Origin of the sequence: Pseudomonas sp. C11, assembly GCF_034683865.1 — a bacterium.
Taxonomy (GTDB): domain Bacteria; phylum Pseudomonadota; class Gammaproteobacteria; order Pseudomonadales; family Pseudomonadaceae; genus Aquipseudomonas.
Map to the genome: position 1 here is coordinate 212952 of NZ_JAWIIP010000006.1, position 23226 is coordinate 236177.

The window sequence follows — 23226 nt, forward strand, 5'->3', positions numbered from 1 at the left end:
TATTTCGTCGCTACTTCAGCTCACTCGATCCCTTGCCGAGCAGTCGTCTGGCGACGATCAGCAACTGGATCTGCTGGGTACCTTCGAAGATGTCGAGAATCTTCGAGTCGCGCGCCCATTTCTCCAGCAGCTCGTCCTCCGCATAACCCATGGCACCCGCCAGCTCGACGCACTTGAGGGTGACCTCGCTGGCTACGCGCCCGGCCTTGGCCTTGGCCATCGAGGCTTCCTTGGAGTTGGGCAGCTTGTTGTCGGCCATCCAGGCCGCCTTGAGGGTCAGCAGGCGCGCGGCCTCCCATTCTGCCTCCAGACGATAGAGGGTGGCTTCGGCATGGCTGACGCTCAATAGTGGCTTACTGTAATCCAGCCGCATACCAGCCTTGCGCAGCAGCGCACGGGTGCGGTCGAGCGCCGCCTTGGCCACGCCGACGGCCATGCCAGCCACCAGCGGTCGGGTATTGTCGAAGGTTTCCATCACCCCGACGAAGCCTTTTTGCACGTCTATCTCGGCGTTGCCAAGCAGGTTGGCCGCCGGCACCCGGCAGTCACTGAAACTGATCGAGGCGGTATCCGAAGCCTTGATGCCGAGCTTCTTCTCCAGACGGGTGACAGTCATACCTGGCGTGCCCTTCTCCACCACGAACGACTTGATCGCCGCACGGCCGAGGCTGCGGTCGAGGCTGGCCCAGACCACCACCGCGTCGGCACGCTCGCCGGAGGTGACGTAGATCTTCTCGCCATTGAGCACGTAGTGATCGCCGTCCTTGACCGCCGTGGTGCGAATGGCCGCCGAATCCGAACCGCAGCTCGGCTCGGTGATGGCCATGGCCGCCCAGGTCTTGCCGAAGCGAGCCAGTTGCTCGTCGTTGGCCACGGCGGCGATGGCCGCGTTGCCCAGGCCCTGGCGCGGCATGGCCAACAGCAGGCCGACATCGCCCCAGCACAGCTCCATCACGCCGAGCAACGCTGCCATGTTGCCGCCGTTGCGGATGCCTTCCTGCTGCTCGCGGGCGGCCCCGCGCTTGCTCGCCGAACCGGCGCCGACGGCATCCGGTGAGCCGGCGTTCATGCCGTCGAGCAAGGCGGCGAGCATGTCCAGCTCCTTGGGATAGGCATGCTCGGCCTTGTCGTACTTGCGTGAGATCGGCCGCAGGTAACGTGCCGCGACCTGATGAGCCTGATGCTGCAGGCCACGGAATTTCTTCGGGGTTTCCAGGTTCATGCTGGCCTTCCTTTCAAAGGTGCAAACCGCCGGCGAGCACGCCGACACTGCGCAAATCGCGATACCAGCGCTCCACTGGGTGTTCCTGGGTGAAACCATGACCACCGAGCAGTTGCACCGCATCGCAGCCGATCTTCATCGCCTTCTCCGCACACAGCAGGCGGGCTAGATAGGCCTCACGGTGAAATGGCTGGCCACTCTCGGCCAGCGCGCAGGCGCGCCAGAGCATCAGGCGCATGGACTCCAGCTCGATGGCGATATCGGCAATCATGAAGGCGACGCCCTGACGATGGCTGATCGGCTCGCCGAACGCCTGGCGTTCGTTGCAGTAAGGCACCACGTAATCCAGCGCAGCCTGCGCCGTGCCGACGGCCAGCGCACAGAAGGCCAGCGCCGAGTAATCGAGAAAGGCCTGAAAGTCGAAATCGGCGCCCGCCAGGCGCTGGCTGGCCGGCACCTTCACGCCTTTCAACTGGATGCGCGCCAGACCACAAGCCTTGAGCCCCATGGCCGGCTCGGCGCGGCGGCTGACGCCTTTGCTCGCCGCGTCGACCACAAACAGCGCCGGCCCATCCCCCGCTTTGGCCGCGACGATCAGACGGCTGGCCTGCAGGCCGCCGAGTACCAGTGCCTTCTCGCCATCGAGGATGTAATGCTTGCCGCGTTTGCGGGCACGGCTGGCCGGCAGCTTGGGATCAGCCAGCATGGCCGGTTCCGTCACAGCCAGGGCGTAGGCCGGTGCCCCGGCTTCGCCCACGAACGCAGGCAACCATTCGCCCTGCTGCGCCGGCGAACCCCAGCGACGGATGCAATTGGCCGCCGAGAGCGGTATCAGCAACGAGGCAGCCAACGAGAAGTCGCCCTGAGCCAGGCTCTCGGCGATCAGCGCATTGCTCAGCACGGTGCGCTCACTGGCCAGGCCACCCTGCGCTTCGCCGACGCCATAGTGGGCCAACCCCAGCTCCTGCGCCTGGTTCAGCAGCGCCGCTGGCACTCGCGCCTCGGCATCGGCCTCATGCGCTGCCGGGCGCAATACGTCCAGGGCGAAGCCCTGGAGCATGTCCACCAGCATTTGCTGCTCTTCGGAAAGCGACAGGTCGAAGAGATCATCGGTTCTGGCCGGCGCGGTACGCGGCCGCGTCGACGCACGCTCGGCCATCAGGCGAAAGCTGGCACGGCTGCCGGTAAAGACGAACTTCTCGAAGGGTTTGCGCAGGTTGAGGCGATCCGGCCAGTCGGCCTGGGCCAGCTTGCTCAGTACGCTCAGGGCCTGGCCCTGTACATCGACACTCATGGCATCTCGCTCCTCGCGGGTGATGCCGTCGATGATGCGTCGCCGACTGGCGAGCGCCTATGACCGTCAAGCCGCAGCGCTGCGGCAATCGGGTCAACAGGGGCAGCGCTGCGTTTGATTCGCGATCAATGCGCTGCCAGAGTCACTTGCTGCGAATCTTCTCGACGATTGCGGTGGTGGAGCTGTTCTCCACCAGACCGAGCACGCGCACCTCACCGCCGTATGCCTGGACGATATCGGCGCCGACCACCTGGTCGATGCCATAGTCACCGCCCTTGACCAGTACATCGGGCTGTACCTGCTTGAGCAGGCGCTCGGGGGTGTCCTCACTGAAGCTCACCACCCAGTCCACCGCACCCAGGCCAGCGAGCACCGCCATGCGGCGGTCGACAGCATTGATCGGACGACCAGGGCCTTTCAGGCGGCTGACCGAGCCATCGTCGTTGATCGCCACGATCAGGCGGTCGCCCTGGGCACGGGCCTGCTCCAGGTAGGTCACGTGACCAGCATGGAGGATGTCAAAGCAGCCATTGGTGAAGACGATCTTCTCGCCATGGGCACGGGCGTCCTCAATGGCGATCAGCAGTTGATCCAGGCTCAGCACGCCGCGCTCGGAACCTTCCTCGCGCTGTACGGCGCGACGCAGCTCAGGCGCGCTGATGGCCGCCGTGCCGAGCTTGCCGACCACAATGCCGGCCGCCAGGTTGGCCAAAGCCACGGCGTTCGGCAGTTCCTCGCCAGCGGCGATGGAAGCCGCCAGGGTGGAGATCACCGTGTCCCCAGCGCCGGTGACGTCGAACACTTCACGGGCACGGGCCGGCAGATGCAGCGGGGCGTGCCCCGGACGCAGCAGGGTCATGCCATGCTCGCCGCGCGTCACCAGCAGGGCGCCCAGCTCCAGTTCGGTCATCAGCTTGGCACCCTTGCTGACCAGTTCGGCCTCATCGACGCAGCCGCCGACGATGGTTTCGAACTCGTGCAGATTCGGCGTGATCAGGCTGGCGCCACGGTAGATGGAGAAATCCTTGCCCTTCGGGTCGGCCAGCACCGGAATGTTCTTCCTGCGTGCAGCCTGGATCAGCGTCTGGTGATTCTGCAATGCGCCCTTGCCGTAGTCTGACAGCACCAGCACCTTGACCCCATCGAGCAGCGCATCGACATCGCGCGCCAGGGCGGCGGTGTCGGTGTTGAACAGCTCTTCGAAATCCATGCGCAGCAGTTGCTGGTGACGACTCATCACCCGCAGCTTGACGATGGTTGGCTGGTCATCCAACTGCTGGAAGTGCGTTTCAACGCCGGCACCGCGTAGGCTGTCGCTGAGGCTGTCGGCGGCTTCGTCTTCGCCGGTCACGCCGACCAGCAGGGCGCGCGCGCCGAGCGCCGCGATGTTCAGCGCCACGTTGGCGGCGCCACCTGGGCGATCCTCGATCTGGTCGACACGCACCACGGGCACCGGAGCCTCCGGGGAAATCCGCGACGTGCCGCCATGCCAGTAGCGATCGAGCATCACATCGCCCACCACCAGAACGGCGGCTTGGTCATAGCGGGGCATGGTCAGTTTCATGATGGCTCCAGAAGGGGAGAAAAACGGAAAAAATCATAGCATGACGAATACGACGGGCTGTTCAGAGCGGGCGAACCCAGAACAGCTCATGGCGGCGCACGGCCTTGCGGAAGAACTCGTCCTCGCCCGTGACGGGCCAGCGACGCCCGGCCAACGCCCGCTGAATCAGGCGGCGCAGGCGTCTTTTCAGCGGCAGCGGGCCTTGCAGGTCATGCTGCAGGCCCAGCGCCATGGCCTTGTCCAGTTGCCGCTCGGCATCCAGCGTCGGGCTCCACAGGCGGTCGGCCGGCAGCGCCGTGATCGCCGGCGGCAAGGCGATGCCATTGCCCGCTGGGCCCATCGGCCAGCGGTCGTTGTCATGCAGATGGTTGGCGTAGAGCAACAGGGTTTGCGGTTTCCAGCCGCTGCGTTCGCAGGCTTCAAGCGCGGCACGGGTGCTGGCGACATGATCGTAATGCGGGTCGAGCTCCGGATGCGGCGTCAGCAGCACTTCGGGGCGGTAATGCTCGATCACGGCGACCAGATCGGCGATCAGGTTGTTCCAGGTCGGTTGGCCGTCGGCATTGGCCGGCAAAGGCAGGGGATTGTGTTGGCGCACACTACGAACATCGCTCTCATCCGATTCGAGTGAGCCAAAGGGCACTTGCGGTTGCTCGGCCATGGCCGGCAGTTGCAGGCAGTAGTAGCCGAGCTGCACGCAGTGCTGCTGCGGTACGCCGCCCCAAAGCGGCGCGGCAAGGCTGTCCCAGGCGCGCAGCCGGCCTTTCAGGCGAGCGGAGGCTGCCTTGCCCAGGCCAAGACGCTGGTAATGTTCGGCCTCGATCTCACCTTGAGTCAGGGTGACGATGGCGGTATCGGACGAGCGGCTGTACTGACCAAAGGCGGCCAGCTCGGCATCATCGGCATGCGGCGCGATGATCAGCATGCGCTGCGCAGTGAAATCAGGATTGCGCATGGCATGCAGGCGCAGCTCGCCATCGATGCGGCAAAAACGCGGCAGGATGCGCAGACCGTTGGCCTGCAAACCGGACAGATTGAGATAGCGACGCCCTGCCACGCCGCGCTCGAAATCCTGACGGTCATCGCCCAGCCACACATGGGGATCGAACCAGCGCCCCAGCCAGGTCGCCGTCAGGCACAGTTCGAGCACCAGGGTGTCGTAGCCGTCCAGGTCGGCTTCGACCTGCAGCGCGCCCTGCTCGATACGCGCCGGCAAGCTGAGGCAATCTTCAGGAAAGTCGTAGCGGTAATCGTCGCGCGGTGAATAGAACAGATGGTCGGCGAACCAGGCCTCATGCGCGACCCAACCCAGCGCCAGCAGCAGAGGCGGCAGCCACCAGGCGACGAGCACACCGAGCGCGAGCAAGGCCAGCAGGGCTACCAGCATGGCGATGCGCTTGTTGCGCCGGTGGCGCTTGAGCAGTTGTTGCTTGCGTCCGTTCATGGCCTCACACCTGATAGACCGGTACCCGATTGCACCAGCGATCCTTGTATTCGCGGTCGGCGCGGCCGAAGGAATAGCGCAGCGGCTTGCCCAGCGCCCGCGCATGTTCCCATTCGCTTTGTGTATTGACGAAGCTGAGCACGCTGCCGGGGCTGAACTCGCGCTGCTGCGGATCGACCCCGCCGTTGATGTATTCCAGGCTGACCCATTGCGGCGCTTCGACACGGTAGAGCACCTGGATCGCCACCGGCTCGTCGTTCAGATAGATCAAGGAACCGGTCATGAACTCGCGCAACAGGCCGAAGACCTCGGCCAGATGATCCTTGCCGGTGGCCTCGAAGTCCCAACGACGCTGGAACAGGTCGGCATAGATGCGTGCCTGCTCCTCGGGCGTCAGCTCCAGCATCGGCCGAATCACCCCGCCCGCCTCTTCCAGCAGGCGCTGTTCACGGCGCTGGTTGTAGCGAAACTTCTTGCTGTACTGCTCGGGTTCGCGGGCCAGCGCCAGGCCTTCGGGCTGCTCGCTGATGCCGATGAGCCCAGTCGCATTGAGTTCGGACAGGTAGCGCACCCGATGGCGCAGCGCAACCTGCGCGCCAGTTGCCAGCGGCAGAATGATCTCGGCATTGCCCAGATCGAACAGGCCACGCTTGCCCTGCTGCTTGAGCACATCCTTGGACAAGGCCAGGTGTCGCCCCCAGGTCGGGATCGCGGCTTGCAGCTCGCCATCGACCGTCCACCCCAGGTAACGCACCGGGATACCGGCCAGATCAGCCAGACGCGCGACCACCTCGGGATGGGTGGCAACACTGCCACCGAAACGCGCCCAGGCCTCGGCGTAGTCAGCAGCGGAAATTTTTGTCCAGCCACGTTCACGCCAGAATTGCAGACGACTCAACATCAGGCGTTCTGCTCGGCCACGACAGACTCGTCGCCTTCCTCGAACTGCTTGGCGTGCAAGCGCGCGTAGTAGCCGTTCTGCGCCAGCAGTTCGGCGTGGCTGCCACGCTCGACGATCTGCCCCTGATCCATCACCAGAATCAGATCGGCCTTCTCGATGGTAGTCAGGCGGTGCGCGATCACCAGCGTGGTACGGCCCTGCATCACCTGATCCAGCGCTGCCTGGATATGCCGCTCGGACTCGGTATCCAGCGCCGAAGTGGCCTCGTCGAGAATCAGCAGCGGCGCATCCTTGAGCAGGGCGCGAGCAATGGCCAGGCGCTGACGCTGACCGCCGGAGAGCAGCACACCGTTCTCGCCAACCAGGGTGTCGTAACCTTGCGGCATTTTCTCGATGAACTCGGCGGCATAGGCATCGGCGGCAGCCTGCTGCACGGCTTCGAGCGGTGCACCGGCCAGATCACCATAGGCGATATTGTTGCGCACGCTGTCGTTGAACAGGGTGACGTGCTGGGTGACCAGCGCGATATGCCGGCGCAGGTTGCGCAGGGTGTAGTCTTCGACATCCAGGCCATCGAGGAGGATCTGTCCCTGCTCGTGGTGATAGAAACGCGGAATCAGGTTGGCCAGAGTCGATTTACCACTGCCTGAACGGCCGACCAGCGCAACCATCTGCCCAGGCTCGGCGACAAAGGAAATGCTGTTCAGAACAGGCTTTTCAGACCCAGGGTAGCTGAAGCTAAGATCCTTCACTTCCAGCCGGCCGCTGATGCGCTCACGCTCCTGTGTACCGTGATCGACTTCCGGCTCCTCGTCGAGCTGTTCGAAGATGCTTTCAGCACCAGCCAGACCTTTTTGAATGGTAGAGCTGACTTCGGACAACTGGCGAATCGGTTTGGGCAGAAGACCCGCAAGGGTGATGTAGGCCACCAGGTCACCCGCCGACGAATCGCCACGCAGCCACAGCACAAGAAACATCAGCACCGCCATGGCGCTGTAGATCACCAGTTGCAATGACGGCGTATACACCGCACCGGTGCGCACCATCTTCAATTGCTTGTTCTTGTTCTCCTCACTGGCATCGAGGAAACGCTGCTTCTCGTAATCCTCACCACCGAAGCTGCGTACCACGCGGTAGCCCTGGATGCTCTCAGAGGTAACATGGGTGACGTCGCCCATGCTGGTCTGGATCTTCTTGCTCTGCTTGCGGAACTTCTTGCTGGTACTGCTGACCATCAGCCCGATGACCGGCAGGATCGCAAGCATCACCAGGGTCAGCTTCCAGTTCATCCACAGCAGCGTGGCGAACAGAAACACAACCGTCATGCCTTCGCGTACCACCACCTTGATCGCGTCGGTCGCGGCGCCGGTGACCATCGTCACGTTATAGGTGATGCGCGAGATCAGATGACCGGAGTTGTGGTTGTCGAAGTAGCGGTTGGGCAGCGTCAACAGATTGTTGAACAGTGCGATGCGCAGATCCTGCACCAGGCCCATAGAGACCTTGGCCAGGTAATAGTTGCCCAGAAACGAACCGATGCCCTGCCACAGGGCGATCAGCACGATCAACAGCGGCACGGCCTGCAGCAGCTTGAGATGAGCCAGCCAGGGCGCATGTTCCAGCAACCAGGGCACGCCAGCGAACAGGCTGGCCTCGGGATTGGACAGACCATCGACGAAATACTTGAGCATGTAACCCAGCATCGGCTGGGTGGAAGCGAAGATCAGGAAGCCGAAGATACTGATGCTGAACAGGCCCCAGTAAGGAACCACATAGCGCAACAATCGCAGATAGACCTTCATGCTGGATTGCTGGATAGAATTGGCCATTCGGCTCGCCTCACACACTGACAGAGTTAGCAACGAGCAAATTGTACCAGCACAGCCTACCTGAGCAGCCGATATCTATAGAACTTTTGCAGACATTTGCTAGAGGTGCCAGGGTGTTAGGACGCGCATCCCCCATTGAACGGCATAATGAAAACGTATCCCTTCCCCGTGCTGGCACAAAGCACCAAGGAGGATTTTAAAGAAGAAGATGCGCTTTCGTAGTGGATTGATGAGTAGAATTCTTCTAGTCACGTCACGAGGACGCTTAAGAGGAAAAGATGCGAATCACACTTGCAAACGAACTGCAAAAATGGTTAGCCACGGGAGAGGTGCTCGAGCGAGATAGTCACGGCCCCAAAGTGGTACGCCTGGAAGATGGAAGGTTTCTCAAGATATTCCGCAGTCGCCGCCCTCTCATTGCGCGGTTACGGCCGGAAGCAAAACGCTTTTCGCGTAACGCTGAATGCCTGCAAGCACTAAACATCGCTACGCCAAAGATTTTTGAGTGCGTCTGGATTCAGCGCGACAGGGGTGTAAGTGCATGCATTTATCTTCCACTGGAAGGCACTGGCTTGGATAAGCTATTCGCAACAGAGCGCAAACGCTTCAACGACCTACTACCTCAATTCGCCGCCTATATCCGCAAACTGCATCAAAATGGTATTTATTTCCGCTCACTACATCTAGGAAACGTCCTGCTTTTACCTGATGACGAATTTGGCCTTATTGACTTCCTAGACTTAAAATTTAAACGCAGACCGCTGAACAAGAATTTAGTACGCCGAAATTTCGCGCACTTAAAAAGCTACTTAAACCGTCGCAAAATAGAAAACTTCCCCCTCGAGGAACTAATAAGCCTGTACGAAGGATAATCACCCCCCCGATTTCACCTCGCTGACTTTACGAGTAATAAATGTAGAACCCGAAGGCACATCTTTATTAACAAAAGACATTGCTCCTACACTAACGTTATTACCAATTGTGATCTGATCACCTATGACACAACTGTGAGCAGCAACACGAACCCCGTCACCAATCCGAATACATTTCTCCCCTGAACCACCCTTTATACCTATTGTACAGTTTTGCCAAATACGAAAATCGCGACCAATCACAGCATAGCCACTAATCACGATACCAGTAGGATGGCCAATCCAAAGCCCTTCTTCAACCACCGCCCCCAACATGATTTCAACATTGTAACGGCGACTAATGCGTTCATTGAGCAGCTTAGCCCGACGACGCCAAAATTGACTACGACTCTGATACATTACATAAGCAATGCGATACCAGAAGACATAGGCATAGCGATTGCTGCGCTTACACTTCTGCCTAATTCGCCAAAACGAAAATTTTCGATGTTCATCACCCAGAATCTCGACACACCAAAAGCGCCGCAACTGCCTTATAGCCGTAAATAAGCTCATGCGGCCTCCTGTCTTTTTGCCAAAACACCGACGCCAAGCAACATTCCCACTGGCAGCCAGAAAAACATCCAGACTAATCCAGGACGACTGAACAGCTCAGAATAGCTAGCCACGCCAGCCACCAGAGCAAAGACCAGGAGAGAGAGCGCTATTAACGCACGATCATCCCCACGATGCCTCCACGCAACAAACAGCAGGCTAATAAGTAAAGCCCCCAGAACAGCCAAACCTATCATCCCAAAATTAAACATGAACTGAAGATACAGGCTGTGCGCCTGATTAAAACAACGACTTAAAACCTCTACACATGCACTAAAAGGCGCCGCCGGCCCCACCCCCCAAAACCAGCCATGGTTTAACTCCTCAAGTGCATACTGCCAAATCTCTTCACGGTAATTAAGATTCAAGAACCCTTTGACAATCATACCCGGAGAAACAAGCAGCACAGCAAAAGCCCCCGCCACTATTACACCGAGCAAACAGATGAAATACTGGCGCGACAAGGTTAAAGCCCAATAAAAAAGTAGCGCAGCACCCAAGGCAATCCAAACACCTCGAGAATACGTCGCATAAACCGCGATACCGAGGCCACATATGCCTAACAGCCAAGAGAAACGCCATCCCTTTTTGATTCGCGACCACAGCCCAACGGACAGTATAAGCATGGCAGCGTAAAATAAGGCGGCTAAAATAGCGTTCCCAAAATCAGCCACTCCCGAAATCCCTGAAGACTCTAGACGGGAGACTCTGTATGCCAGCGACCGCCCCTCTATAAAATAATTCTGACAAAGCGATAACCAGGCACACACCATCGCCACCGCTGCACCTGCTATCAAAGCACCGGCAAAAAATCTCTCTTGATGCAGCACGATAGAAACTGTCAGTACAAAAACAATGATCTGCAAGCAGAGCCTCAGCCATCGTTTTATATCTGCATCACCGCCGGGGTTGAAAAAGACAGCACAAAGCACCCATACCAGCAGCGCTATTAGCATCCAAAATACAGGCTGATCAAATATATTAGCCCACTGCTTAGCAAGCACCACCAGCAGCAAGCCAGGCAAGAACAACATTAAGTTGACCTGAGTCGTATATCGACTACCGTCCTCAATTAGAACTTGGCCAGCCAATAGCACAAACAGACCTACACAAGACCAAATACAGAGAATCGTTACGACACGATCCCTAAGGGAGCTGGAAGCAATCATGCCCCCCCCTCAGCAGCCTGCTAGATACTTCTACCAAATGTTCATTTTCTGCATCCTGCCATCTCCCAGGAACACAATACTCATGGGCGAGGTAATGCAAAAACGCCTTACGCAAACCTGCATCTATCGGCCACTCTGGAAACACCTCAATCAACTTAATAACCTCTGGAACTGCTCCCGCATTCATCACCACCCCCTCAACATTGAAGAATGCCTGCCCCAGAGTAATGAGGGGCTTATTAAGCAATATACTTTCCAAGCCAACCGTAGAATTAATAGTCACAACCAAACTGCAAGATTCAATTAACTCTTGAGTGGCATTACCATTAGCAAAGAAAAGTCGCTCATGACATTTCTCATGCAAATCGGGATAGCTTTCACGACTAGAGGGATGTTCTTTCAGGACAACGATCCAGCCTGTTTCCCGAGCAATACTTTCACCCAGATGAAACAGATCACGCATATTATTGATCCACGGAGAAAACAACCTAATTTGCGTATCACGATCATCTTGAAAAGGAATAAAGATAAAACGCTTCGGCAAGATCGACGGCATATCGCCTTGAATGCGAGGCTTTCGCGGGATCAGTTTCACAGGCCGTTCATCGTCGTTCAATTCTACACGCTGTGCATAAGCACGATAGAAACTGGCATCACGTGGAACAGAGTTATGATAATTGACCCCCTTTGAGTCCAGCGTCGTTGTACCGGGCAATAGGCCATTTTCAAAGAAAAATCTACGAACTGACGGCCCCAGTAATGCCAGCATCAATTGGCAATGACGATTCGAGCCATTCCATACAACCACTGCATCTGGCCGCTCTCTGGAAAGTAATGCTGCGCAGCGCAGAGCCATCACCAACATCTCTATACGCAACAACAATCGATAAATGACGCCGGCATACTTACCTTTAACCCTACGTTCCTGACACTTCTCAAAGACCAGACGAGCCCACTCAACTCTTCGAGCAACAGTGTAAAAATCCGTTAACGCAGGTAGCGGAAGCTGTTTAAGCTCGACAACTCGCCCCTCAATGCCAGGCTGTTCCAGCAACCTAGAGAAATATAGGGTCTGATGTTTAGCTAAAGAGAAAAAAAGAAATTTCATACTGCCTCAACCCTGTCATTACTGCGTTCAGACAGCATAGTGCCAAAACAATGCTCGCCTCGCAGCAAACGCTCGAGCAGGGCGATGGTCTGTTCCAACCCTCTATTACCTTGACTCAAGTGATAGTCGGAAAATGCTACTGCCTTCTGCAAAGCACTCACATAATCGCTTTCCAAAGCAGTCAGACGCTCTTGCAACTGCTTACTACTGACAATGCATTCGCCAAAAAAACGCTCCTGGTCGAAGATATCAGACTGCCCACTTACATTGACAGGCAACACTGGACGTCGTGCCAGCGCAGCTTCAATAACCGCATTCGACATTATATTGATCACAACCGAAGCTCGGGACAACGCAACTGCCAGGCTGCACTCTCTAGGCAGTACCTCGACATTCGATAGTGATCTGGAAGTCTGCTGCCAGAACGACACATCACTTCGAGGATGCGGTTTGACCAACACCTTATACTCCGGGCTATTCATGGCCCAATCCCGAAGCAGGGCGTAGGTAGCCTGATAGCCGATCTCCCGTTCCTTATCCGGGCCAACCCCTAGTATCAATACCGTACGCAATGACGGTTCCGCGGGCTCCAAGTCATAAGAACCGTCAATCATGTGCGACCCTGAGAGTACAGCGGTCGAGCAACCAAATCTTAGCGTCCGCGCCTGAAGGGCCTCAAGTGAACTCTGTCCGAACAAAAAATAGTAATCATAGTCGTTCATCCCTAAACGCCGCGATCCCTCTACCGTACTGGCATGCGCAAGGTGCACCAAGATGCTCCCCTTCTCGCTCAGAGCCAAACGCAAGAAAGGCGCATAGAAACTACCATTACGATCATTTAGCAGAATACGTGGCTGATAATAATCCACCAGCCATTTGGCATGGGCAGCCAAACCAAAGTAGCGTGTCGGAACCTTACAGGTGGGCTGTTTAAGTTGACGCTTGGAGAGGATGACGCTGGGAGCCTGAAGCGCAGACTCTAACAAGTTATGCCCCCGGGATCGCATTTCCTGAATCAACAATTTCTTGCGTTGAAAAGCGATAACTTTTGGCGCTGACTGCAACAATAAAAAGTCGCAAGATTCGGGAACAACCGTGACAGCGAGGCGACGCTTGGCACGAAAACCGAACCACCAGTCACCCAGCATTTCTCGCGCGAAACGCAAGCCACTCCCCAACAAACCGTGACGTTCTCGTAACAGAGCCCAACGATAGCGATCCAGTGCTTTGGCCTTGGCAGCCCATGGGTTGGTCTGGATCATTTGATATCTGTAAGCAGGGATAATGACAGGAATTGCTGACGCACTGCTCGATCAGAAAAAGATCGCTGTAAGCGTTCCTGAACATCAACGTGCATCTTTTGCATACCATCAATCTGAAGCTGATGTTTTATACACTGCGAAAGCACGCTCGCGTCGCCAAGCGGAAAAAGATCCCCCACTCCCTGAACGACTTCGCGCGCTCCACCGCAATCGCTACAGATAACTTTGACACCTGCCGCCATCGCCTCCAACAACACCATGCCGAACGGCTCATGATCAGAGGTCAGGGCGAACACATCGAAGGCCTTGAAATAGCGGCGTCCATTGGGCACCTGGCCACTGAAGCGCACTGAGTCGCTTATATCCAACTGCAGCGCCAGGGCCTTGAGATCGGATTCCAGACGGCCACTTCCCATGATCACCAGCAGACTACCCGCCGGCAGTTGTGGCAACGCCTGGGCGAAACCGCGAATCAGCGTGGCCTGATCCTTGTCCGGGTGCAAACGACCGACATTGCCGATTACCCAGGCCTCCTGCGGCAACCCCAGATGCTTACGGGCCGCTTCGCGGGCAACCTGCTCGGCCTGCACCGCCTCGACGTCAATACGGTTATAGAGGGTCTCGATACGCTCTGCTGGCCAATCCGGCAAACAGCTGCGCATGTCGTCACGCACGGCATTGGAAACACCAAGCAGCATCAGGCGCTTGCGGAAGAAGTTGGCGAACAGTTGGCGAGAACGGCGCTTGTAGTCGCCAAAGGCGTGGTGCACGCCAATCACCGGCAGGTTGCTGCCCAGCAGAGCAACGTAGATCGGCTTGAAACGGTGCGCGATGCACAGGGCGAAGTCACGCGAGGCGGCGATCCGGCGGAAATCGCGGATCGCAGCCAGCTTCAAGCCACGCACCTGTGCACTGGAGTAATCGAGAAAGATCACCTCATCGGAAGCCGAGCCGCGCTCGACCTCCTCCGACGGTTTGCCGGTCAAGTAGACAGTACAGACCTTGTAGGGCGTACCTTTGAACAGCACGGCGTACTGCCGTGCGCAATCCAGAAAGGGGCCGTCATAGCCATGGCAGAACTGCAGAACCCAGCGCTGCGCTTGGCTAGTAGCCTGCTCAGACGCCGTCATACCAATCCTTGCCGTCCTTGACCACGAGCACATCTTCCATGATGAGGTACTGCAGATCCGAGCCGTAGAACATGTTAAGCGCGTCGGTCGGCGAGCAGATCATCGGCTCGCCACGGCGGTTGAGCGAGGTGTTCAGCGAAACACCGTTGCCGGTGAGCTTCTCCAACTCCAGCATCAGGTCATACCAGCGCGGGTTGTACTGGCGCTCCAGCACCTGGGCACGCGAGGTGCCGTCTTCATGCACCACTTCGCTAACGCGCTCTTTCCACTCCTCGTTCACCTCGAAGGTGAAGGTCATGAACGGGCTCGGGTGATCCACCTTGAGCATCTTCGCTGCCACGGTGTCGAGCATGGACGGGCAGAAGGGTCTCCAGCGCTCGCGGAACTTGATCTGCTCGTTGATGCGATCGGCCACGCCCGGAATACTCGGGCAGCCGATGATCGAGCGGCCACCCAAGGCGCGCGGCCCGAACTCCATGCGGCCCTGGAACCAGGCTACCGGGTTGCCGTCGACCATGATTTTTGCGATGCGCTCAGCCGTGTTGTCGATGCGTTTGAACACCGGCTGGTTCGGGTGCTTGGCGCAGGCAGCGATGACGTCTTCGTTGCTGTACGAAGGGCCGAGGTAGACGTGCTCCATCTTCTCCACCGGCACGCCACGCTGGTGCGAGACGTAGGCGGCGGCGCCGACAGCCGTACCCGCGTCGCCAGAGGCCGGTTGCACGAAAAGCTCCTTGACGTCATCGCGGGCGATGATCTTCTGGTTCAGTTTGACGTTCAGCGCGCAACCGCCAGCGAAGGCGATCTTGCCGGTTTCCTTGAGGATGTCGCCGAGGTAGTACTCCATCATCTGCAGCGCCAGCTTCTCGAACAGCGCCTGCATGCTGGCCGCGTAGTGGATGTAAGGGTCGTCGGCGATATCGCCCTCACGCTTCGGCCCCAGCCACTCGATCAGTTTGGGCGAGAAGTAGTAGCCCTTGCCGTTTTCCTTGTAGCGACGGAAGCCGATGACGTTGGCGTATTCGGTATTGATGATCAGCTCGCCGTTCTCGAACTTGGCCAGACGCGAGAAATCGTACTTGGCAGCATCGCCATAAGGCGCCATCCCCATGACTTTGAACTCGCCGTCGAGCATCTCGAAGCCCAGGTATTCGGTGATCGCACCGTACAGACCGCCGAGCGAATCCGGGTCGTAGAACTCCTTGATCTTGTGGATCTTGCCGTTCTCACCGTAGCCGAAGAAGGTGGTGGCGTACTCGCCCTTGCCATCGATCCCAAGGATCGCGGTTTTCTCCTTGAAGCCCGAGCAGTGGTAGGCGCTGGAGGCGTGGGCCAGGTGATGCTCGACCGGCTCGATCTTGACCTTCTTCAGGTCGAAGCCGAGCTGCACCAGGCACCATTCGATACGCTTCTTGTAGCGCTTGTAGCGGCGATTACCGAACAAGATCGCATCAAGAGCGCGATCCGGCGCGTAGGCGTAACGCTTGGCGTACTGCCAGCGGGCCTTTTCGAAGATGCTGATAGGGGCGAAGGGGATGGCCACCACGTCGACGTCAGAGGGCTTGATACCGGCCTGTTCCAGGCAGAACTTGGCCGACTCGTAGGGCATGCGGTTCTTCGCGTGCTTGTCGCGCACGAAGCGCTCCTCTTCCACCGCCGCGATCAGCTTGCCGTCGATGTACAGCGCGGCGGACGGATCGTGACTGAGGGCGCCGGACAGGCCGAGAATGGTCAGTGCCACAGGTTTGAGCCTCTAATTCGGGCAGGTGCCAGGCACCTGCGGTAAACGTTGGTCGAGCAACTGGTGCAGAGCGGAATCCGCCGGCCAGTTGCGCAGAAAACGGGCGCGGTCGCGGGCGTAGGCCCGAGCAAAACTGCGCGTACTGCGATGCTGCCTCATGGCGTCCAGGTCGATCAGCGACCAGGCGCCCTGCGCGTCATCCCAGAACAGGTTGTGCCCCTTGAAATCACCATGACTGATGCGTTCACGCTGCATCGCTGCGAACAGTCGATCCAGCGCCAGCAGCTCGGTTTCCGGGGGGGTTGCCTGCTGGTATGCCTCAAAACGGGCGATTATATCCTGACCGCCACAATAGTCGGTAATCAGGTAGGCACGACCGCGCAGCCAGCACCAACGCCGCTCGATCACGGCCAGCGGCGTTGGCGTAGTCAAGCCGAGCAGTTGCAGACGGTTACCCTCGCGCCAGCTATGCCAGGCGCGGCTGGGCCGCCAGAAGCGCTTGAGCCAGTGCAGCCAGTTCTTGACGTTGTAACGTTTGACCACCAGAGACCGACCTTCCACCTCGACACGTGCCACGGTGGCGGCGCCGCCGGTCTTGTAGATGTGCCCGGCCTCGATGCGAGTGTCCAGATCGGCCAGCAGCGGCTGCAGCGCCGGCTCTGCCTCACGGCGCACCACACGCAAGCCAAAAGCGCCAATCCGCGCGGCGAACAGGCTGCAATCGCGTGCGGTTTTCTTCAGGTAATCGCGCAGACGCCAACGCCGCACCTTGGCGATCTCGGCCTGGAGCATTTCCAGCGGCAGCGCGTGCTCGCCGTTGGCCAGCAAATAGTGGATCAGCAGCTCTTCGAGAACAGCATCCAACTCCGCCGGTAGCTGGGCGAAGAACACGCCGAGGTTTTCCAGCACGCGCGCACGCGACAGCGGCTGCCCTGGCGTTTCGCAGCGCACGCCGCCGCCGTCGATCAGATACAGGCGGCCTTCATGCCGCAGCAGGTTGTCCAGATGCAGGTCGGCCTGCCACAGGCCTTGAGCATGCATCTGCCCAATCGCCCCCAGCGCCTCGGCCAGCACCGCCTGTTGGGCATCGCTCAGCAGCGGCTCGCGTGCTGCCTGACGCCAAGCCTCCCAGAGGCTCTGCGCGCCTTCCAGGTAATCGAACAGCAGCCAACCGCCCTGCCCCTCGACGAAGCCCTGTACCAACAGCTCGGGGGTGATCAGTCCTTGCCCGGCCAACAGCTCGGCGCCCTCCAGCTCGCGCTCAAAATGGCGCTGCGCCTTGCTGCCGACCAGCAGCTTGGCCAATACCTGGCGCCCCTGCCAGCAGGCCACAGCGACGTAACGCTGATCCGGCAACACTCGCAGCAGGCGCTCGATGACCAGAGGCTCACCTGCAACCTCCAGTGTCAGCGGCAACTCGGGCGTTCGCCCGGCTACCGACAAGTTCCTCAACTGCATCAAGAACGGTTCCTCGACCTGATATGTAGGCTCAAGCGCAACAGTTTACCCAGATAACGCCAGCGCAGCGCCTGCGTGGGGCTTAGTTTAAGGGCACACAGGTAATAACGCCGAGCCTCGGCACGGCGATCCAGACGCCAGGCCGAGCGAAACAGGGACAGGTAACTCTGCGCACGAAAACGTCGAACCAACGACTGGCACTCGGCAGGCAGACGGGCAAAAACCTCGTCCACCAGACGCATGGTCGACTGCTCACCAGGAACACGACGACGTACGCTGTCAGCATGTTTGTGGATACGTACGAGCGGATGCGGCAGCGTCACCACATGGGCTCGCGCCAGCACACTGGCGAACACGGGGATATCTTCTCCGGCCTCGAATCCCTGCGGATAGGGATACTGCAGCAGCAGGTCACGCAGAAACAGCGTCGAACCATGAGCAATACTGACCCACTTGCGCAACAGATAGAGGGCAATCACCTCGCGAGGGCCGAGCGCATGCATCGGTACCGGAAGTTGCACACGACTGCGGCCATCGGCATGGCAGGTGATACGTCCGGCCAGGATCATCTCCACCGTCGGCTGGGCTTCGATCAAGGCCTTCAATCGCTGCAAGACACCGGGCAACAGTTCATCATCGGCATCGAGCGGCAGCACGAAACGCCCCTGCGCCGCAGCGATGCCACGGTTGCGCGCCGCCGCAGCGCCAGCATTGGCCTGCGTCAGCACCCGCAGGCGCGGCGCACGCAGACAGAAATCCGCCAGTACCTCGGCCGTAGCGTCAGTGGAGCCGTCATCCACCACGATCAACTCGATATCGTCCGCCAGTTGTTCGACTACCGACTCGAGTGCACGCGGCAGCATGGAGGCGTAGTTGAAAGTCGGGATGACCACGCTGATCAGATACTCGGACGCACGCTGCGGCACGACCTCATGGACAGGGGCTGTCATGCTGAACCGCCAGAGATGGAAACTACCTGTAACAGCATATGACGCTCAAAAGGACGGGGCGAAACCAGTTGCGGACATGCTCACCGTGCGCCCCTCAGCCAGGCGCGCAGACGTGTGGCTTGATTACGCCAGCGCTGCAGGCGCTTGCGCCACTTGATGAGCCGAAGCGACAGCCAGATCGGTCGACGCCACTGTTTTTCCAGCGCGGCGATCAACTCTCGCTCCTCGGGACGATGCTGCTGCAACAAGACGATGTTCTCCTGCGCGTAGCAGCGCAGGCCGTCGCGCGGCAACAACACATTGGCGACCAGCGCCGGCGTCAACGCCAGGGGAAACGCCTCGGCCTCCTGCAACTTGCCCAGCGCATGCAGCGTCGTCATGGTGCGCAGGCACTTCTCGCAGCGGCAGCAGTTGTAGGTACCTTCGACACGCCCCCAGCACACTCGCAGATGACGCAGCGCCAGCGGCTGGTCGGCCAGGGCGATGATCTTGTCGACCCGCTCGGCCTCGCAGGCATCATGCACCACACTCAGGCGCTCATCGGAAAACAACGGATCGGTGTCGAGCCAGGAACCCCAGGGCTTCTGGCCCTTCAGGCTGTGAGTGCCAGGCACGCGGATCTCGCCGAACGCTCCCGCCAGGGCCCGAGCCACGCTCATCAAGGCAAAACCATGCCCATGCAGTGGCCAGGAGCCGAAATCCTCGAGCACCTTGGCCAGGTTGCTTTCCACCTGAACGAAACGCATACCCATGCTCGATGCGACCGCTTCACCCATGCTGGCAATGGCCTGGCGCCTGGGCCAATCATCCAGGCGTACATCGAAGCCATGGATGTAGATCAGATCGGTCAGCTCCTCGCGCCCCTTGAACAGCGTGTAGAAGGAGTCCACGCCGCCCGAGAAGAACGCGCCACGCCGCTCGCCAGGCATCGCTACTTCAGCCTGATAGAGTTCGTCGGCCGTGATATCGACGACCTCGAAGGGCTCGAAGGGCTGCGCGAACAGTGCCATGACCTGCCGCACGCCATTCAGGAAGGTGGCCGACAAGCGCCCCTCGACATGCAGCGGACGGCGCAGGCTCATCGCCGCGAGCAGCGCCATTGGTACCACGGCCTCCATACCGGGCTGGCGAACCAGATCGCAGCTGCGGATGAACACGTCATAGTGACGCTCGCCCAGATCGACGCGGTAGACGACCTCGGACGGATGCTGCGGGGCGCCCGACCAGTCGCAGCGCAACTCCGACAATCTGATCGTCATGCGCCTTCCCCATGTACGCGGGCGAAGGCGGTGGAAAAGCCTGCGGCGATCTCCGCCTTCAACGGCTCGATATCCAGCGCCTGTGGCGACCAGTCGATCCGCCGACCCAGCCAGTGATTGCGCAAGCGCGCCAACGCCCCACGCTGATGCACGTAATGAATGCCCACCAACTCGTCGATCAGTTGTACCCGGTAGTCGCCACGACGCTCGATGTCGTAGAGGAAGACCACGGGGATCCCCATGGCAATGCAGGGCATGGCGCAATGAATCTTCGAGGTGATCACCAGTCGCGCCCGCTGTCGATACTGCTCGAGTAGTTCGGCCGCCAGGGCACGCTTCAGCTCGCCATTGGTAATCGGCAGACGCACCCGTGCCTGGTCGACAGTCACCGCTCCCCTGCGCAGCGATCTGGGCACGGCCTGGCGGGCAGCAGGTGTAAGGCCGACCAGAAACACCTCGCCCTTCTCCGGCTCGTGTTCGCGGCGCGGCAAGGTCAGGCTGATGCAGCGGCTGTAGTAAGTATCGATGCCATGCTGGTCGAGCAATGCCTGGGTACCGCGGTCGCGGCAGCCAATCGGCTGCCAACGGCGCAGATACTCCAGGCTGGACGCCGCACACAGCCAATCCTGCGCTTCGGCGGCCAGGTGGAAGGCGTAGAACACCGGCCGCACCGCAGGGGATGGCGGCCACTTCCGTGTGTTCATGAAGTAGCCATTCATCGGCACGGTACAGGGCGTATCAACGCGATCCAGGGATTCCCGATCGACGTAGCCGTCGACTCGCGGCACCAGGCGAGCGACCGCCAGGGTCTGGATATCGTCGCCCAGGTTGAAGCTGTCGGCGAATACCGCCCCGGTGTAATCAAGCAGACGGATCTGGCTCAAGGCCCACTCCCACTTTGTTCAACAGTTTCCTGACACGACGGCGCCATTTACGTCCCTTGAGGATCATCCGGTTACGCCATTGCGGCCGCTCGAGCACCTCGCGCCAGGCCTGCGCGAGCGCACTTTCACCCTGACCGCACGCCTGCAGCAGACGCAGGTTGTCGTGGGCGAAGGTGGCCAGGCTGGTGTCATGGATGACCAGCTCACACACCTGTCGACTCTCTACCTGCGCGGGGAAGGTCGCACATTGTCCCAGCACGCCGAGCGCCTGCAGGCTGGTCATGGTACGCAGGCACTTCTCGCAGCGCCCACAGTTGTAGCGGCCCTCGACGCGTTCCCAGCATACGCGCAGGTGTTCCAGGGCCAGGGGATCGCCGGCCAGCGCACGAATCTTGTCCACCCGCCCGGCCTCGCAGCCGTCATGGATGACCTCCAGACGCTCATCGGAAAACAGCGGATCGGTCAGCGGATGCGACGCCCAGGGCATCAGCTCGGCCGTGGCGAATGACGAAGGGATATAGATACGTTTCAAATAACCGGCCAGGTGGCGCGCCGCGCTGCCCAGACCATAGCCGTGCGCATGCGTCCCCCAGCGCCCGAAATCACGAAACAGCCGTATGGCATTGGTTTCCAGCTCGATGAAACGCACGCCACAGGCCTGCTCCAGGGCACGCCCCATGGCGCTGACCTGCTCACGACGCATGCGATCGTCGAGATCGACGTCGTAGCCATGCACGAAGACCAGATCGGTGATCTCGTCGCGATGCTTGAGAAAGGTATAGAAGGAGTCCACACCGCCGGTGAAAAAACAGCCGACGCGCCCTGTTCCAGCCTTAGCAGGACAGCCCTCCCGCAAGGTGCTAGCCACGATGGGCACGGGACGATAACGCTCGAACCATCCGCCGAACACCTGCATGAGTTGTCGCTGGTTATCCAGGTAACGCGGCGAGATCGGCCCGACCACCTGCAACTCGCGACGCAGGCTCATCGCCCCCAGGGCCAGCATCGCCAGGGTGCTCTCGCAGTCGGTCGTCAGTTCGACATGCGCGCAGTCGAAGTAAACGCGGTAACGGAGCTCGGCCAACTGCAGGTCGTAGTCGATGCGCGAACCGTGACGTGTGCCAGGCTCGACCCGCAGCGCCTGGCGTGACGCCTGCTCGGCTTGGCCGTAGCTCATCGCACCCCTTCCCGGACGATGGCCTCGCAGAAGTAATCGGGGTCGTCGATCATGTACGAGGTGCTCTCGGCGCTGGGCCGATAGACCTTTCCATCGGCCGTCAACTGATCGCAATTGAAACAGACACAGGCGCGCGAGCAGCCGCTGATCCAGCACTGAACCTCACGCACATAGTCGAGCGCGATGCGCTCCATGCGATCGACCTTGTAGGACGCCTTGAGCAGGATCACCTCACCAGCCAATGCGGTATCAGCGATCAGCCGACGCAGGGCGACGATATCCTCGACCAGAACCAGGTTCGTGCCGAGTTCGTCCCCCTCCAGGGGCTTGATATTGAGCTCCGGATGGCCAAGAAATATGACGCGCTCGGCGTACTGACGAGCCAGCCGATAGGCCTGGCGATAACGGCTACCCTGCGCACCGGCATAATCGGAAAGCTTGCCGATGACAATGGTCTTGCGCGGCACCTGGTGGAACAGATCCATCTGCGCAAACGCAAGCTCCAGCGTCGAATAAGGCGCCTTGACGGTATCGCAGATGAAGGTCGGCGCTCCAGGATTGACGTGCAACGAGCAACGCCCCGGCAGTTGCACGAACTGTCGCCCGCGCTCGGCCAGACGCGCCAGGGGAATGCCCGCCTGATGGGCGCAGGCGATGCTGGCCAGTGCCGGCACCAGTAGATGACGCCCCAACAGGGCGAAGTCGAACTCGGCCTCCTCCTGCCCGACCCGGCAACGGAAACGCAGGCGACCAACCTCGGATTGGCGGATATCCAGCGCGCGATAATCGGCACCCTCTGACTCGCCGTAGGTACGCACCTGTGCCGCCGGAATCTGCTCACGCATGGCGAGCACTTGCGGGTCATCGGCATTAAGCAGCACGAGGCCGCCGCGGCGCGCGGCATTGAGCGCCAGGTTGATTTTCTCACGGGCGGTGGCGCCCGGATCTCGGAAACTGGTGCGGTGATCGCTGGCGATGACCGTGATGATCGCCACATCCGGCTGCACCAGCTCGCAAACCGTGTCGAGCACACCCGGCGCGTGGCCACTGATCTCGAAGACGCCAAAGCGCGCCTGCGCAGGAAAGCGGGCCAGGCGCGGCGCGATCATCTGCTCCGTATTCTCCAGCATGGACAGGGCGGCAGGCTGATCCTCGCTGAGCATGTGAAAGACCAATGCACTGGTGGTGCTCTTCGCACCACTACCGGTCACACCTACCATGCACACATCCGGCCGTTCAGCGCGTCGTTTCAGCGCCAGTCGCCGGTGAATATCGGCGCGAGTGAGCTTGCGCCCCTCGAGAAGGCGCGCCTTGAGCTTGATCAGGGAAAAGTAGAGATTCATCAGCGACTCGGTTCATGACTGGCAT

General features: G+C 59.7%; 19 protein-coding genes. 1 reads left to right on the forward strand and 18 read right to left on the reverse strand.

Annotation, left to right across the window (positions count from 1 at the left end):
* Positions 1 to 10: 10 nt before the first annotated feature.
* The 6 genes from VC352_RS12060 to msbA form a co-directional block, all read right to left on the reverse strand.
* Entirely contained in the window at positions 11 to 1222 is a 1212-nt protein-coding gene (locus VC352_RS12060; RefSeq protein WP_322979796.1) for an acyl-CoA dehydrogenase family protein, read from the reverse strand.
* 13 nt (positions 1223 to 1235) lie between these two features.
* Positions 1236 to 2516 (reverse strand): acyl-CoA dehydrogenase family protein, encoded by a 1281-nt coding sequence (locus VC352_RS12065; protein WP_322979797.1) that lies wholly within the window; start codon positions 2514 to 2516, stop codon positions 1236 to 1238.
* Positions 2517 to 2658: 142 nt separating this feature from the next.
* Complete coding sequence (gene hldE / locus VC352_RS12070; protein ID WP_322979798.1) at positions 2659 to 4080, reverse strand: bifunctional D-glycero-beta-D-manno-heptose-7-phosphate kinase/D-glycero-beta-D-manno-heptose 1-phosphate adenylyltransferase HldE; 1422 nt, start codon at positions 4078 to 4080, stop codon at positions 2659 to 2661.
* 61 nt (positions 4081 to 4141) lie between these two features.
* Entirely contained in the window at positions 4142 to 5524 is a 1383-nt protein-coding gene (locus VC352_RS12075; RefSeq protein ID WP_322979799.1) for a PIG-L deacetylase family protein, read from the reverse strand.
* Between the two features lie 4 nt (positions 5525 to 5528).
* On the reverse strand, positions 5529 to 6425 hold the full coding sequence (locus VC352_RS12080) for a GNAT family N-acetyltransferase (protein ID WP_322979800.1): 897 nt from the start codon (positions 6423 to 6425) through the stop codon (positions 5529 to 5531).
* On the reverse strand, positions 6425 to 8254 hold the full coding sequence (msbA, locus tag VC352_RS12085) for a lipid A export permease/ATP-binding protein MsbA (RefSeq protein WP_322979801.1): 1830 nt from the start codon (positions 8252 to 8254) through the stop codon (positions 6425 to 6427). Before msbA ends, VC352_RS12080 begins: the two co-directional genes overlap by 1 nt.
* A 278-nt stretch (positions 8255 to 8532) precedes the next feature.
* On the opposite strand from msbA, the gene VC352_RS12090 reads away from it, so the two are divergent.
* Positions 8533 to 9126 (forward strand): lipopolysaccharide kinase InaA family protein, encoded by a 594-nt coding sequence (locus VC352_RS12090; protein ID WP_322979802.1) that lies wholly within the window; start codon positions 8533 to 8535, stop codon positions 9124 to 9126.
* On the opposite strand, the gene VC352_RS12095 is transcribed toward VC352_RS12090, so the two are convergent.
* From VC352_RS12095 to VC352_RS12150, 12 genes are all read right to left on the reverse strand, one after another.
* Positions 9127 to 9681, reverse strand: a complete 555-nt coding sequence (locus VC352_RS12095) for a serine acetyltransferase (RefSeq protein WP_322979803.1) — start codon at positions 9679 to 9681, stop codon at positions 9127 to 9129.
* The gene (locus VC352_RS12100; RefSeq protein WP_322979804.1) at positions 9678 to 10754 is read right to left on the reverse strand and encodes an O-antigen ligase family protein; all 1077 of its coding nucleotides are present in this window, start codon (positions 10752 to 10754) and stop codon (positions 9678 to 9680) included. The genes VC352_RS12095 and VC352_RS12100 overlap by 4 nt, the downstream gene beginning before the upstream one ends.
* A gap of 112 nt (positions 10755 to 10866) precedes the next feature.
* Complete coding sequence (locus VC352_RS12105) at positions 10867 to 11997, reverse strand: capsular biosynthesis protein (RefSeq protein WP_322979805.1); 1131 nt, start codon at positions 11995 to 11997, stop codon at positions 10867 to 10869.
* A complete protein-coding gene (locus VC352_RS12110) occupies positions 11994 to 13259 on the reverse strand; it encodes a capsule biosynthesis protein (RefSeq protein ID WP_322979806.1) in 1266 nt (421 codons plus the stop codon). The genes VC352_RS12105 and VC352_RS12110 overlap by 4 nt, the downstream gene beginning before the upstream one ends.
* The gene (locus VC352_RS12115) at positions 13256 to 14389 is read right to left on the reverse strand and encodes a glycosyltransferase (RefSeq protein ID WP_322979807.1); all 1134 of its coding nucleotides are present in this window, start codon (positions 14387 to 14389) and stop codon (positions 13256 to 13258) included. Before VC352_RS12115 ends, VC352_RS12110 begins: the two co-directional genes overlap by 4 nt.
* Positions 14376 to 16130, reverse strand: a complete 1755-nt coding sequence (locus VC352_RS12120) for a carbamoyltransferase (protein ID WP_106733783.1) — start codon at positions 16128 to 16130, stop codon at positions 14376 to 14378. The genes VC352_RS12115 and VC352_RS12120 overlap by 14 nt, the downstream gene beginning before the upstream one ends.
* 12 nt (positions 16131 to 16142) lie before the next feature.
* Positions 16143 to 17588, reverse strand: coding sequence for a lipopolysaccharide kinase InaA family protein (locus VC352_RS12125; RefSeq protein ID WP_322979808.1), 1446 nt, complete (start codon positions 17586 to 17588; stop codon positions 16143 to 16145).
* On the reverse strand, positions 17588 to 18538 hold the full coding sequence (locus VC352_RS12130; protein WP_322979809.1) for a glycosyltransferase family 2 protein: 951 nt from the start codon (positions 18536 to 18538) through the stop codon (positions 17588 to 17590). Before VC352_RS12130 ends, VC352_RS12125 begins: the two co-directional genes overlap by 1 nt.
* A gap of 80 nt (positions 18539 to 18618) precedes the next feature.
* A complete protein-coding gene (locus VC352_RS12135; protein WP_322979810.1) occupies positions 18619 to 19797 on the reverse strand; it encodes a hypothetical protein in 1179 nt (392 codons plus the stop codon).
* Entirely contained in the window at positions 19794 to 20681 is an 888-nt protein-coding gene (locus VC352_RS12140) for a polysaccharide pyruvyl transferase family protein (RefSeq protein ID WP_322979811.1), read from the reverse strand. Before VC352_RS12140 ends, VC352_RS12135 begins: the two co-directional genes overlap by 4 nt.
* Positions 20659 to 21858, reverse strand: a complete 1200-nt coding sequence (locus tag VC352_RS12145; protein ID WP_322979812.1) for a hypothetical protein — start codon at positions 21856 to 21858, stop codon at positions 20659 to 20661. Before VC352_RS12145 ends, VC352_RS12140 begins: the two co-directional genes overlap by 23 nt.
* Complete coding sequence (locus VC352_RS12150) at positions 21855 to 23201, reverse strand: Mur ligase family protein (RefSeq protein WP_322979813.1); 1347 nt, start codon at positions 23199 to 23201, stop codon at positions 21855 to 21857. Before VC352_RS12150 ends, VC352_RS12145 begins: the two co-directional genes overlap by 4 nt.
* Positions 23202 to 23226: the final 25 nt, after the last annotated feature.